Consider the following 13,877-nt stretch of genomic DNA (forward strand, 5'->3'; position numbering starts at 1 on the left):
CGCCACAGGCGGATGATCAAACCAATTTTGGTTACACCCCCCATCCCTGCCGCACCGCCCGCCGAATTCCCTCCAGCAACATCGCAAACGCCGGGTTGTCGTTGTTCTCGCGCCAGATCAGGTGCAACTCGCTCTGCACGCCTTCGCCCAAATCGATATCGCGGAACACCACGTTCTTGAACACCACGCTGGTCGCGCAACGCGGCACCAGGGCCAGGCCCATGGCGGCGTTGACCAGTGCCAGGATCGTCAATGACGAACCGAGCCATTGCACGTAATCCGGGGCGACGCGGGCCGAGCGCAGCATGCCGGTCAGCAGTTCGTTGAACGGCGGGTAAGCCGCGTGTGAGTACATCAGGAACGGCTGCCCATCGAGGTCCTGGACTGATACTGATTCGGCACTGGCCAGGCGGTGCGTACTCGGCACCGCCAGCACGAACGGCTCGCGCACCAGGCATTCGGTGGAGTAGCCCGGTTCCAGCAACGGCGCACGGGCAATGCCGAGGTCGATGCGGCGTGCGCGCAGGGCTTCGTGTTGCTGGTAGGTGTTCATCTCCGACAGGTCGATTTTGACGTGGGGCTGTTTGAGTCGCGCTTCGGCGATGACCTTGGGCAGGAACTCGTACACCGCGCTGCCGACGAAGCTGATATTGACCGAACCGATGTCGCCCTCGGCGAACCGCCGGGCCGTCACTGCCGCTTGCTGGGCGCGCTCCAGCAGGTTCTGGGCTTCGATAAAGAAAGCCCGACCGGCGGCGGTGAGCGCGACGCTGCGGGTACTGCGGGTAAACAGTTCGACGCCCAGGTGATGTTCCAGCAGCTGAATCTGGCGGCTGAGAGGCGGTTGGGTCATGTTCAGCCGTTCGGCGGCGCGGCGAAAATTCAGTTCGGTTGCCACGGTGGTGAAACATCGCAGTTGAGTCAGTTCGAACATTGATCTAATCCAGGTATCAATCGAATGCCAAGTTAGATTAGACGGGATCAATGCTCGCGTCCATGATCGAGCCACGCCTCAAGCAATCCCCCTAAAAAAACAATGATCGGGAGTCGCCCCTTGAAAACCCTCCAGAGTCCGCCAGACCCGAATGTGCTCGCCCGCGCCGCCGCCAAGGTCAAGCGCCATGTACTGCCGCTGTTCGTGGTGATGTTCATCGTCAACTACATCGACCGGGTCAATATCGGCTTCGTGCGCAGCCACTTGGAAACCGACCTGGGCATTGGCGCCGCCGCCTATGGCCTGGGTGCAGGGCTGTTCTTCATCGGTTATGCGATCTTCGAAGTACCGTCCAACATGCTGTTGCAACGATACGGTGCCCGCGCCTGGCTGACGCGGATCATGTTTACCTGGGGCACCGCCGCGATGGCCATGGCGTTTGTTCGTGGCGAAACCAGTTTCTACGTTCTGCGCTTCATACTCGGCGCCGCCGAAGCGGGTTTTTTCCCCGGCATCATTTACTACTTCACCCAATGGCTGCCGTCGACCGAACGCGGCAAGGCGATGGCGATTTTCCTCAGTGGTTCGGCCATTGCCTCGGTGATTTCCGGTCCGGTGTCCGGTGCACTGCTCCACGTCAGCGGCTTGAGCCTGCACGGTTGGCAGTGGATGTTCATGATCGAAGGCTTTGCTTCCATCGTGCTCTGCGGGTTCGTCTGGTTCTGGCTGCAATCCCACCCACGGCAAGCCAAGTGGCTGAGCGACGAAGAACAAACCGCGCTGATCGGCGCCATTGCTCAGGAGCAACAGGCTCGCGAAGCCACACAGGGCGTCAAACCCTCGATCTTCAAACTGCTGGCCGACCGGCAGATCCTGCTGTTCTGCTTCATCTACTTTTCCATCGCCCTGACCATCTACGGCGCCACGTTCTGGCTGCCGAGCATGATCAAGAAAATGGGCAACCTCGGCGATTTCGAGGTCGGCCTGTTCAACTCGATTCCGTGGATCATTTCCATCGTCGCGATGTATGGCTTCGCGGCCATGGCCAGCAAATGGAAGTACCAACAGGCCTGGGTCGCGGTGACATTGGTGATTGCCGCGTTCGGCATGTTCATGTCCACCACGGGCGGTCCGGTCTTTGCCTTCGTCGCAATCTGTTTTGCCGCAATCGGTTTCAAGGCAGCCTCGGCGTTGTTCTGGCCGATTCCCCAAGGCTATCTCGATGCCCGGATCGCCGCGGCGGTGATCGCCCTGATCAACTCCATCGGTAACCTCGGCGGCTTCGTCGCGCCGACCACCTTCGGTTTCCTGGAGCAGACCACCGGCTCCATCGAAGGCGGGCTCTACGGCCTGGCCGCCACCTCGCTGGTCGCCGCCATCGTGATCTTTTTTGCCCGCACCGCCCCGCGTGGCGATGCCCTCCGTGCGCTGACCGACCAACCGGCCGAAGGCACGCCAGCAAAAAAGCCCAGCAGTCATCCAGCCCTGAAATCTGATCCAACGGGAGCCGCCTCTTGAAAATCAAACGAGTCACTGTCACGCCCATCGCCTTCCGTGATCCGCCCTTGCTCAACGCCAGCGGCATCCACGAACCCTTCGCGTTGCGCTCGATCATCGAGATCGAGAGCGACAACGGCTACATCGGCCTGGGTGAAAGTTATGGCGACGCTCCGGCGCTGGCGATCCAGCAGCAATTGCAAACGCAACTGATAGGTCTTGATCCGTTCAATCTCAATCAGTTGCGTGCCATCGTCCAGGCCACGGTGGCGGCGAACAAACCGGCGAGTATTGCCGGTGCCGAACTGGCGCCGGGCTCCCATGCCAGCAAAGCCGTGAGCAATGCTTATTCGGCTTTCGAAGTCGCCTTCCTGGATTTGCAGGCCCACTACCTGAATGTGCCCTTGGTGGACTTGCTGGGCGGGGCCATCCGCGAGGAGATTCCGTTCAGCGCCTACCTGTTTTTCAAGTACGCGCAGCACGTCGATTCACCCTACAAGCCCGACAGTTGGGGCGAGGCCCTGAACGAGGAGCAGATCGTTGCCCAGGCGCGACGGATGATCGAGGTCTACGGCTTCAAGAGCATCAAGCTCAAGGCCGGCACCTTGGCGCCGGAGCATGAAGTGTCATGCATCAAGGCACTGAAAAAGGCCTTCCCCGGTTACCCGCTGCGCATCGATCCGAACGGCAACTGGTCGCTGGAAACCTCGATCCGCATGGCCGAACTGCTCGGTGATGACCTGCAGTATTACGAAGATCCGACGCCGGGCCTGGAGGGCATGGCCGAACTGCACAAGCGCACCGGCCTGCCCCTGGCGACCAATATGGTGGTCACGGATTTCGACGAGTTTCGCCGCAGCGTGGCGCAGAACAGTGTGCAGATTGTCCTCGCCGACCACCATTATTGGGGTGGTCTGCGTGACACGCAGGTGTTGGCGAAAATGTGCGAAACCTTTGGTCTTGGGGTGTCGATGCATTCCAATTCACACCTTGGCATCAGCCTGATGGCCATGGCGCATGTCGCCGCTGCGGTGCCGAATCTGGATTTCGCCTGCGACACCCATTACCCCTGGCAGGAGCCTGACGAAGAGGTGATCAAGGGCGGCAAGCTGCCGATTGTCGATGGCTGCGTGAAAATCACCCGCGCCCCGGGCCTGGGGCTGGAACTTGACCACGACCAGTTGGGCAAGCTGCACGACCAATACCTGACGTGCGGCATTCGCCAACGCGATGACGTGAAGCAGATGCAGCGATACAAACCGGAGTGGAAGGCGGTCAAACCGCGTTTTTGATCTGCGAGACGCGCAAGCTCCCTCGCCACAGATCACAGATCACAGGTCACAGGTCACAGGTATGTTCTACCTTGCTTGCTACAACCCATCCCCCAGCACCTTTAAGTATTCAGGGCTTTCGCTGATCGAGTTATGCCCCATCCCCGGTATCACCTGCAGTGACGCCACGCCTTTGGCGAAGTGTGTATACAAACGTTCTGTGCTCGGGCGCGGAATCACTTCGTCATGCTCGGCCGCGATCAACAATGTCGGCACCGTGATGCGGGCGGCGTAGCGCCAGGACGGGTATTTGTCCTTCAACAACCAGCGCACCGGAAACCAGCGGAACTGACGGGCGGCGAGCCCTTCGAGGCTGTTGTAGGGCGTGATCAGCACCAGTCGCGCGGCCGGGCGTTCGCTGGCCAGGCGCACGGCAACCCCGGAACCCAGGCTGCGTCCGACCACCGCCACATGCGGATGGGTGGCATACACCTGGTCGAACAAGGTGATGGCATCGCGGGCAATGGCCTCTTCGGAAGGCGAGCCGGAACTCCCGCCATAACCACGGTAATGCAGCAGATACAGCGCGTAGTCAGGGAACGCTTGGGTGAACTCGGGCAGGTTGCGCGAGACGTCTTCGGCATTGCCGCCGAAATAAATCAGCGCGTTCGGGCCATCGTGAGGACGGACGGAGACCAGCACCTGTGCGTCGGCGACCGGCAGGGTGAGCAGCGTCCCGGCGGTCCCGACGGCGCGCGGTTGTGGGTAGTAGATCAGCGCCCGTTGAAACACGAACAGCGCCACGCACAGCGCCAGGTACAACGCAGCGACGATGACGACGAGTAACACCAGGGTGCGCGACATTCGACTAACGTTAGTGGGCGGCATTGACTGCTCGGGGTTTGAAAGTGGCTGGCGCAAGGCTTTCTGAGTGTAGACAATCGACCCTTGGCGCGGGTTATCCGGGTTGTCGGCGCAACGGGCCGGACCCGAGCGACTGGTGAGAAGCGTTTTATGAGCCATCCTGAGGGTTACACCCGTAGAGAAGTACTCACGCTGGCTGCCGGTGCTTCGGCGGTCTTCACGTTCGGTCCGGCGGGTGCACAACCCGAGCCGTCGACGGGAACAGGAGGCAAGACCATGCAGACCCGCGCCATTCCTTCCAGCAACGAGTCCTTGCCGATCGTAGGGTTGGGCACTTATCGCGGATTCGATGTCGAGCCTTCGCAACCGGCTTACAAGGACTTGCCCGCGGTGCTGGATGCGTTGTTCGACAAAGGTGGCAAGCTGATCGACAGCTCGCCGATGTACGGTCGCGCCGAACAGACCATCGGCGAGCTGCTGTCGATCCATGAGCCGCGCTCGCCGGCCTTCCTGGCCACCAAGGTGTGGACCCGGGGCCGCGAAGAAGGCATTGCGCAAATGGAACAATCCTTCGCCCTGTTGCAGACCAACCAGATCGACCTGATGCAGATCCACAACCTGCTGGACTGGCAGACGCACCTGCCGACCCTGCGCCACTGGAAGGAAGCAGGGCGCATCCGCTACATCGGCATCACCCATTACACGGCGTCGGCCTATGAAGAAGTGGAAGCGGTACTCAAGGCCGAGCCAGTGGATTTCTTGCAGATCAACTACGCCCTGGATGATCGCGGTGCCGAGAATCGCCTGCTGCCGTTGTGCCGCGAACGGGGGGTGGCGGTGATCTGCAACCGGCCGTTTGGCGGTGGTGGCTTGCTGGCCAAACTCAAGGATAAGCCGCTGCCAGGCTGGGCGGCGCAAGTCGGGGTCAAGAGCTGGCCGCAACTGGCACTGAAGTTCCTGCTGTCGCATTCGGCGGTGACCTGCGTGATTCCGGGCACCGGCAATCCGCGCTACATGGCGGAAAATGCCCGGGCCGGTTTCGGCCCGATGCTGACCGATGCCCAGCGTCAGCAACTGATTGCGCTGGTGGGCTAGCGACTTGTTCAACGCGGTGCGGCGAGTCGTCGAACCTCTCCTATACTGTCTCGCGTCCATGCCGTTTAAAGCGCATTCGTTGCCCTGACGGCGTCCCTGTCCATCACTGCAAGGAGATCGAACATGGCTATCCGTATTGGCGACGAAGCACCGGATTTCACCGCCGACACCACCGAAGGCACCCTCAATTTTCACCAATGGATCGGCGATGGTTGGGCCATCCTGTTTTCCCATCCCAAGGATTTCACCCCGGTGTGCACCACGGAACTGGGTTACCTGGCCAAACTCAAGCCGGAATTCGACAAGCGCAACACCAAGGTCCTCGGCCTCAGCGTCGACCCGGTCAGCGACCATAACCGCTGGGTCGGTGACATCGCCGAGACCCAGGGCGCGGCGGTCAACTATCCGCTGATTGGCGACGAAAACCTGGTGGTGGCCAAGCTCTACGACATGATCCACCCCAATGCCAGCGGCGGCGCGCGCACGGCGGTGGACAACGCCACGGTGCGTTCGGTGTTCATCGTCGGCCCGGACAAGAAGGTCAAGGCCATGCTGATCTACCCGATGAGCGCCGGGCGCAATTTCGATGAAGTGCTGCGCCTGCTTGATTCCCTGCAACTCAATGCCAAACACACCGTCGCCACGCCAGTGAACTGGCGGCCGGGTGAAGACGTGATTATCCCGACGTCGGTGTCTGACGAAGACGCGAAGAAGAAATACCCGGATGGCTTCAAGACCCTGAAGCCGTATCTGCGGACGGTGGCTCAGCCGAAGTAATTGCGGCAGCCTTAAGATCGCCTTCGCGAGCAAGCCCGCTCCCACAGGGGATCTCCAGTGAACACAAAATCTGTGTACGACAGAGATCCAATGTGGGAGCGGCGGTGCGGCGATCCGACTTGCTCGCGAAGGGGCCAGCCCTGCTGCCCTCAACCTCTGGTCAAACCAGATACTTTTTAAACCACCCCAACGTCCGCTCCCACGCCAGCTTGGCCGCCGCTTCGTCGTAGCGCGGCGTGGAGTCGTTGTGGAAACCATGATTGCAGCCCGGATAAATGTAGGCCTCATAGGTCTTGCCCCCGGCCTTCAACGCTTTCTCATAGGCGGGCCAGCCTTCGTTGATCCGCGTATCCAGTTCGCCGTAGTGCAGCATCACCGGGGCCTTGATCCGAGGCACTTCTTCCGCCGCCGGCTGACGGCCATAAAACGACACCGCGGCCCCCAGTTCCGGATAGGCCACGGCGGCGGCGTTGGTCACGCCACCGCCGTAGCAGAACCCGGTGATACCAACTTTTCCAGTGGCGGCAGGGTGTTTCATCATCCACTCGACGGCGGCGAAAAAGTCGTTCATGAGCTTTTCCGGGTTGACCGTGGCCTGAAGCTCGCGGCCCTTGTCGTCATTGCCTGGATAACCGCCAACCGAACTCAGGCCGTCCGGGGCCAGAGCGATGAAACCGGCCTTGGCCAGACGCCGGGCCACGTCTTCGATGTAGGGGTTGAGCCCGCGGTTTTCATGCACGACCACCACCGCGGGCACCTTGCCGGTGGCCTTGGCCGGACGCACCAGATAACCGCGAACCTGGCCGTGGCCCTTGGGCGAGGGGTAGGTGATGTACTCGGCAAGAATGTCCGGATCGGTGAACTCGACCTGCTCGGCCAGCGCATAGTCGGGGCTTAGCGCGGCGAGCAGGGCACCCGCGGTCAAACCGCCGAAGGTAAACAACGCCGCGCGGTCGATAAACTCCCGGCGGTTGATCTTGCCGTGGGCGTAGTAGTCGTATAACTCAAGTAGTTCCGGGGCGAAGTCTTTGGCAGTGAGGCGGGTCATCGGTGCGGTTCCTCTCGGCTGGTCTAACACGGACCCCTGTAGGAACGAGCCTGCTCGCGATAGCGCCATATCAGGCGAAACCTACGTTGAATGACACTACGCGATCGCGAGCAGGCTCGCTCCTACAGGGTGGAAATGGTGATGCCACAATTTCATTTCAGGCACTGCGCTCCGGCCTTGGCCACTTGCGCATCCTGTTCGGGTTTGACGCCCGACACCCCGACAGCACCAATTACCTGCCCATCGAAAACAATCGGCACGCCACCCTCCAGCGAAGTCAGCAAGGGTGCTGACAGGAAAGCGTAGCGCCCAGCGTTGACCATGTCCTCGTAGCTTTTCGATTCGCGCCGCCCGAGGGCCGAGGTGCGCGCCTTTTCGGTGGCGATGTAGGCACTGCCGGGCGCGCAGCCGTCGAGGCGTTCTAGGGCCAGCGGGTGGCCGCCGTCATCGACCACCACTATGGTCACGGCCCATTGATTGGCCTGTGCTTCGGCGCGGGCGGCTTTGATGATCTGTCCGACTTCGGTCTGGCTCAGGACGGCTTTGCTGTTCATGGGCATCTCCAGGGTTCGGTTAAGGCAAGGCGGCTTCGACCAGTTCGATCCAGTGCCGCACCGGGGTTCGGCCCGCGCCGTCGAGGTGCGTCTGGCAGCCGATGTTGGCCGTGACAATCACCTCGGGATGGCCGCTTTCCAGGGCGTTGAGCTTGTTGTCGCGCAGTTGCCGCGACAGTTCGGGCTGGGTCAGCGAATAGGTGCCCGCCGAACCGCAGCACAGGTGTCCGTCGGGAACGGACGTCAGGTTGAAACCGAGTCCGGTCAGCAGCGCTTCCACGGCACCGCCGAGTTTCTGTCCGTGCTGCAAGGTGCAGGGGCAATGGAAGGCCAGGCGTTGCGAGGCGTGGATGCCGAGCTTTTCCAGCGGTTCGTCGCGCAACACCTCCACCAGGTCCCGGGCCAGCGCACTGACCTTTTTCGCCTTGTCGGCATAGGCCGGGTCGCTGGCGAGCAGATGGCCGTAATCCTTGATGAAGGCGCCGCAACCGCTAGCCGTCTGCACAATCGCTTCGGCACCTTTTTCCAGGCTCGGCCACCACGCGTCGATGTTGCGCCGGGCGCGGTCGAGGCCGGCGGCCTGGGCGTCCAGGTGGTAGTCCACGGCGCCGCAGCAACCGGCTTCGCGGCTCGCGATGACGCTGATCCCCAAACGGTCCAGCACCCGCGCCGCCGCGGCATTGGTGTTGGGAGACAGGCTGGGCTGCACGCAACCTTCGAGCATCAGCACCTGACGCTCACGCAGGGTCGTGGGTCGCGGCTTGGCCGGTGGTACATTGCGCGGCAATTTGCTTTGCAGGGTGCCGGGCAGCAGCGCGCGGAACACCTGACCGCTATTGACCAGGCTTTTAAACAAGTCCGGATGCGGCACGGTCTGCCGCAACCCCTCGCGCAACAGCCGCTGACCGAGCGGGCGCGGCACCGCCGCATCGACCACCGCCCGCCCGATGTCCAGCAAGTTGTGGTAATCGACGCCCGACGGGCAGGTGGTTTCGCAGTTGCGGCACGACAGGCAGCGGTCCAGGTGCTGTTGGGTCTTTTGCGTGACGTCGTTGCCTTCCAGCACTTGCTTGATCAGGTAGATACGGCCCCGTGGTCCGTCCAGTTCATCGCCGAGCAATTGATAGGTCGGGCAGGTGGCATTGCAGAAGCCGCAGTGCACACAGGTGCGCAGGATGCTTTCGGCTTCTGCGGCGCGGGGCAAATGGCTGGCGCGTTCACTCAAGGTCGTCTGCATGGTTCAAAGCTCCGCGTATAGGCGTCCGGGGTTGAAGATACCCCGTGGATCGAGCTGTTGTTTCAGGTTGCGGTGATAACGCATCAGCGCCGGGGGCAGCGGATGGAACGGGCTGTCGGTCAGGCCGTGGCTGAAGCAGGTGACATGGCCGCCGACCTCATCGACGACCTGGCGGATGAACGCCGGTTCGGCATCGGATTTCAGCCAGCGCTGGGCGCCCCCCCAGTCGATCAACTGGCGCCCCGGCAGCGACAGGAGCGGCGTGTTGTGCGGCAGTGACAGGCGCCAAAGCGGTTGGTCTTCATCGAAGAAACTCAAGCGCTGTTCATTCAGATCGTCCCACCAGCAAGCCTCCAGCCGTTCGCCGCCGAGGCGCTCATGGGCCGCCGCCACCGAACCTTCACCGCCCTCCAGCCGCAGGTGCAGGCGTGAACCGTCGTGACAGGCCGCGCTGATCGGCAACGGCTGCTGGCCCCATTCCGCCAGGCGCAACAAGGCCCGTTCGGCGTCCATTTCCAGGCTGATACTCAGGCACTGCCGGGGTTTTGGCAGCACTTTGAGGGAAACTTCGGTGATCAGCCCGAGGCTGCCGTAACTGCCGGCCATCAGGCGCGACAGGTCGTAGCCGGCGACGTTTTTCATCACCTCGCCACCGAAGCGCAACAGCTTGCCATGGCCGGTGATGACCCGCGTGCCAAGAATGAAGTCCCGCACCGAACCGACCCACGGGCGCCGTGGTCCGGACAGCCCGCAGGCGATCATGCCGCCGACGGTGGCGCCGTCGCCGAAGGACGGTGGCTCGCAGGGCAGCATCTGTTGCGCGGCGTCCAGCACCTGCGCCAGCTGCGACAACGGTGTGCCGCAACGGGCGGTGACCACCAGTTCAGTCGGGTCGTAGCTAACGATGCCCCGGTGCGAGCGGGTATCGAGAATTTCCCCGGCCGTGGTGCGGCCGAGAAAGGCTTTGCTGTTGGAACCCTGGATGCGCAACGGCGTGGCGTTTTCTAGCGCCTGATTGACCTGTTCCAGGAGGCACTGGCTGTCATCGAAATCTTCAGCGCTGCGCATCAGAAACGCTCCAGCTCAGGGAAGGGCAATTGACCGCCATGTATGTGCATGGCACCGAATTCGGCGCAGCGGTGCAGGGTCGGAATGTTCTTGCCGGGGTTGAGCAGGCCGCTCGGGTCGAAGGCGGCCTTGATGGCATGGAACAGGGTCAGCTCATCGCTGTTGAACTGCGCGCACATCTGGTTGATCTTCTCGCGGCCGACACCGTGTTCACCGGTGATGCTGCCGCCGACTTTCACGCACAACTCCAGAATCCTGCCACCCAGGGCTTCGGCTCGATCAAGCTCACCGGGTTGATTGGCGTCGAACAGGATCAACGGATGCATGTTGCCGTCGCCGGCATGGAACACGTTGGCCACCCGCAGGCCGTATTCGTTCGACAGCTCGGCGATGGCATGCAACACGCCGGGCAGTTCGCGACGGGGAATGGTGCCGTCCATGCAGTAGTAGTCCGGCGAGAGGCGGCCCACCGCCGGGAAGGCATTCTTGCGCCCGGCCCAGAAACGCACGCGCTCGGCTTCGTCCCTGGCCTGGCGCAACTCGATGGCGCCGGCCTGTTGCAGCACCTGGCGCACCCGGTCGCAGTCATCAGCGACATCGGCTTCAACGCCATCGAGCTCGCACAGCAGAATGGCCTGGGCATCCACCGGATAACCGGCGTGGATGAAGTCCTCGGCGGCGCGGATCGCCAGGTTGTCCATCATTTCCAGGCCACCGGGGATGATGCCGGCGGCAATGATGTCGCCGACCGCGCGCCCGGCTTTTTCCACGGAATCGAACGCCGCCAGCAGCACTTTGGCGGTCTGCGGCTTGGGCAGCAGCTTGACCGTGACCTCGGTGATCACCCCGAGCAGGCCTTCGGACCCGGTGAACAGCGCCAGCAGGTCGAAACCGGGGGCGTCGAGGGCGTTGGAGCCCAGGCTCAGGTGCTCACCGTCGACGGTGAGGATGTCGACCTTGAGCACGTTGTGCACGGTCAGGCCGTACTTCAGGCAGTGCACGCCACCGGCATTCTCCGCGACGTTGCCGCCGATGGAGCAGGCGATTTGCGAGGACGGATCCGGCGCGTAATACAGTCCGAACGGTGCCGCCGCCTGGGAGATCGCCAGATTGCGTACGCCGGGCTGAACCCGCGCAGTACGGGCGGCTGGATCGATGTGCAGGATGTTGTTGAAGCGCACCATCACCAGCAGCACGCCTTTCTCCAGGGGTAGCGCACCGCCAGACAAACCGGTGCCCGCGCCTCGGGCCACGACGGGGACGTGCAGCTCATGGCAGACCTGAAGCACGCCCTGGACTTCGTCGATGTATCGAGGCAGCACCACCAGCATCGGCGTGGTGCGATAGGCCGACAGCCCATCGCATTCGTAGGGCTTGAGTTCCTCCTGCTGATGCAGGATTTCCAGATTCGGCAAGCGGGTTTGCAGGGCCTGCAACAGCGCCTGTTTGTCGACGTCGGGCAAGGCACCGTCAACGCGTTCATCGTAGAGAATGTTCATCGGTTCATGACTCCCGCTGCAGGCCACTGATGTACATCATTGGCCTGCAACGGCTGACTGTCCATGGGATGTTTGTCAGCCTGAAGCGGGCATTCATTCAATGAGCTTGCGCAGAAAATGCCAACGCCCGGGTGAAGGAACCCGGGCGTTGCAAGCGTTGGGAGCAGGGTGCGCAGACTCAATGCCCGCCCACCACCATATGGCTGAACGGCGCGACGTAGGCCTGCAACGACACCAGGCCACCGACCAGGATCGCCAGCACAATCGAGTGGAAGAACACGTAGCGCAGGATTTCCCCTTCATGGCCATACCAGCGGGTGGCGGTGGAGGCGACCACGATCGACTGGGCGTCGACCATCTTGCCCATGACCCCGCCGGAACTGTTGGCGGCGGCCATCAACACCGGGCTGATGCCCAGTTGCTCGGACGTCACCCGTTGCAGGCCACCGAACAGCACGTTGGACGCGGTGTCCGAGCCGGTCAACGCTACGCCGAGCCAGCCGAGCAGGGTGCCGAACATCGGGTAGAAAATGCCCGTCGCGGCGAAGGCCAGGCCCATGGTCGCATCCAGCCCCGAGTAACGCGTGAGGAAGCCCAGCGCGAGCATCGCCGCAATGGTGATCAGCGAGTAACGCACCACCCACAGGGTGCGCAGGTACTGGTGAATCAGTTGCGGGATCGAGTAACCCATCAGCAAGCCGCCGATGATCGCCGACAGCAGAATGCCGCTGCCGGTGGCGGTGAACCAGGTGAACTTGTACACCGCCTCTTCGGTTTTCGGCGCGGCCACCACGGGCGGGACTTTCTCGACCTGCAAATGCAGGGTGGTGAAGGTCACGACCGGCGCAAACAGCGGGTTCGCCTCGCGCATCGGCTTGCCCTGCGGATCGAGTTTGGCTGAGCTGGTTTGCGGGTCAATCGCCGGGCGGGTGTCGAAGGTGTTCTTGAAGCCCTGGGTGCCCCAGATGAACACGAAGACCGTCAGGATGATCCATGGCATCCACGCCCGCATCACTGCCGGTTTTGCCTCATTGGCAAAGGTTGCAGTGGGGACAGGTTTTTCGTCGTGCTCGACGTCGATCTTCGAGTCGTCGACCCGCCCGGATAGAGCGGCGGAAGTGTGCACAGTGGCCGGCTTCCACACCTTGAGGAAACCGGTCAGGCAGGCCATGGAAATCAGTGCGGCGATCACGTCCACCAGCATCGGCCCGTGATAGTTGGACACCAGGAACTGCGGCACGGCAAAACTGACCCCGGCCACCAGGATCGCCGGCCAGATTTCCAGCATCTTGCGCCAGCCGGCAAAGGCCCAGATCAGCCAGAACGGCACCAGCACCGAGAAGAAGGGCAACTGCCGGCCGACCATCATCGACAGTTCCATTTCATCCAGCCCGGTGACCTTGGCCAGGGTGATGATCGGCGTGCCGAGGGCGCCGAACGCCACGGGGGCGGTGTTGGCGATCAGCGCCAGCCCCGAAGCGGCGAGCGGCGAAAACCCCAGCCCGATCAGAATCGCCCCGGTCACCGCCACTGGCGTACCGAAACCGGCCGCACCTTCGAAAAATGCACCGAAGCAGAAGGCGATCAGCAGCAATTGCAGGCGTCGGTCATCGGTGATGCGCGCCAGGGAGTCTTGCAACACCTTGAACGAGCCGTTCTCGGTGGTCAGGCGGTGCAGGAAGATGATGTTCAACACGATCCAGCCAATCGGCAGCAGGCCGTTGGCCGCACCGAACAGCGCCGCCGAACCTGCCATGTTCGCCGGCATGCCGAAGGCGAAGATCGCGATCAGCAAGGCCGAGACCAGGGCGAGCAACGCCGCCAGGTGCGCCTTGACATGGAAAAACGCGAGGGACGCCAGCATCACCACCACCGGCACAGCCGCCATGAGCGTTGAAAGCACCGGGTTACCGAACGGATCGTAGACTTGCTGCCAGACCATGTTCCACCTCTGCTTTTTATTGTTGGACGTGCAGTTCCCCTGGGGGGAGGTGGCTTTCAGTATAGGTGGCATTGCGCCGCTGTCAGGGCAG

At 62.3% G+C, this 13,877-nt stretch carries 12 protein-coding genes; 4 read left to right on the forward strand and 8 right to left on the reverse strand.

Going from position 1 to position 13,877, the window contains the following annotated elements; all coding sequences use genetic code 11:
* Positions 1-31 precede the first annotated feature (31 nt).
* Positions 32-934, reverse strand: a complete 903-nt coding sequence (locus AC1DVE_RS23650; RefSeq protein ID WP_223456596.1) for a LysR family transcriptional regulator — start codon at positions 932-934, stop codon at positions 32-34.
* Between the two features lie 120 nt (positions 935-1,054).
* Here AC1DVE_RS23650 and AC1DVE_RS23655 point away from each other — a divergent pair, with 120 nt between their 5' ends.
* Positions 1,055-2,452 carry an MFS transporter gene (locus AC1DVE_RS23655; RefSeq protein ID WP_223456598.1) on the forward strand — a complete coding sequence of 466 codons (1,398 nt, stop codon included), beginning with the start codon at positions 1,055-1,057 and terminating at the stop codon, positions 2,450-2,452.
* Positions 2,449-3,723, forward strand: a complete 1,275-nt coding sequence (locus AC1DVE_RS23660; protein ID WP_223456600.1) for a glucarate dehydratase family protein — start codon at positions 2,449-2,451, stop codon at positions 3,721-3,723. Before AC1DVE_RS23655 ends, AC1DVE_RS23660 begins: the two co-directional genes overlap by 4 nt.
* Positions 3,724-3,801: 78 nt before the next feature.
* Here AC1DVE_RS23660 and AC1DVE_RS23665 read toward each other — a convergent pair whose 3' ends face one another.
* Positions 3,802-4,590, reverse strand: a complete 789-nt coding sequence (locus AC1DVE_RS23665) for an alpha/beta hydrolase (protein WP_223456602.1) — start codon at positions 4,588-4,590, stop codon at positions 3,802-3,804.
* Between the two features lie 126 nt (positions 4,591-4,716).
* Between AC1DVE_RS23665 and AC1DVE_RS23670 the strand changes: the two genes are divergently transcribed.
* Positions 4,717-5,661 (forward strand): aldo/keto reductase, encoded by a 945-nt coding sequence (locus AC1DVE_RS23670; RefSeq protein ID WP_223456604.1) that lies wholly within the window; start codon positions 4,717-4,719, stop codon positions 5,659-5,661.
* 123 nt (positions 5,662-5,784) lie between these two features.
* Entirely contained in the window at positions 5,785-6,438 is a 654-nt protein-coding gene (locus tag AC1DVE_RS23675; protein ID WP_223456606.1) for a peroxiredoxin, read from the forward strand.
* A gap of 160 nt (positions 6,439-6,598) precedes the next feature.
* On the opposite strand, the gene yghX is transcribed toward AC1DVE_RS23675, so the two are convergent.
* The 6 genes from yghX to AC1DVE_RS23705 form a co-directional block, all read right to left on the reverse strand.
* Positions 6,599-7,486, reverse strand: coding sequence for a YghX family hydrolase (gene yghX / locus AC1DVE_RS23680; protein WP_477784255.1), 888 nt, complete (start codon positions 7,484-7,486; stop codon positions 6,599-6,601).
* Between the two features lie 152 nt (positions 7,487-7,638).
* Positions 7,639-8,040, reverse strand: coding sequence for a heme-binding protein (locus AC1DVE_RS23685; protein ID WP_223456610.1), 402 nt, complete (start codon positions 8,038-8,040; stop codon positions 7,639-7,641).
* 19 nt (positions 8,041-8,059) lie between these two features.
* Positions 8,060-9,277 carry a glycolate oxidase subunit GlcF gene (glcF, locus tag AC1DVE_RS23690; protein WP_223456612.1) on the reverse strand — a complete coding sequence of 406 codons (1,218 nt, stop codon included), beginning with the start codon at positions 9,275-9,277 and terminating at the stop codon, positions 8,060-8,062.
* Positions 9,278-9,280: 3 nt separating this feature from the next.
* Positions 9,281-10,345, reverse strand: a complete 1,065-nt coding sequence (gene glcE, locus AC1DVE_RS23695; protein ID WP_223456614.1) for a glycolate oxidase subunit GlcE — start codon at positions 10,343-10,345, stop codon at positions 9,281-9,283.
* A complete protein-coding gene (gene glcD / locus AC1DVE_RS23700) occupies positions 10,345-11,844 on the reverse strand; it encodes a glycolate oxidase subunit GlcD (RefSeq protein ID WP_223534796.1) in 1,500 nt (499 codons plus the stop codon). The genes glcE and glcD overlap by 1 nt, the downstream gene beginning before the upstream one ends.
* 178 nt (positions 11,845-12,022) lie before the next feature.
* Entirely contained in the window at positions 12,023-13,786 is a 1,764-nt protein-coding gene (locus AC1DVE_RS23705) for an L-lactate permease (RefSeq protein WP_223456618.1), read from the reverse strand.
* Positions 13,787-13,877 lie beyond the last annotated feature (91 nt).

Source organism: Pseudomonas sp. P4_B4, assembly GCF_056402255.1.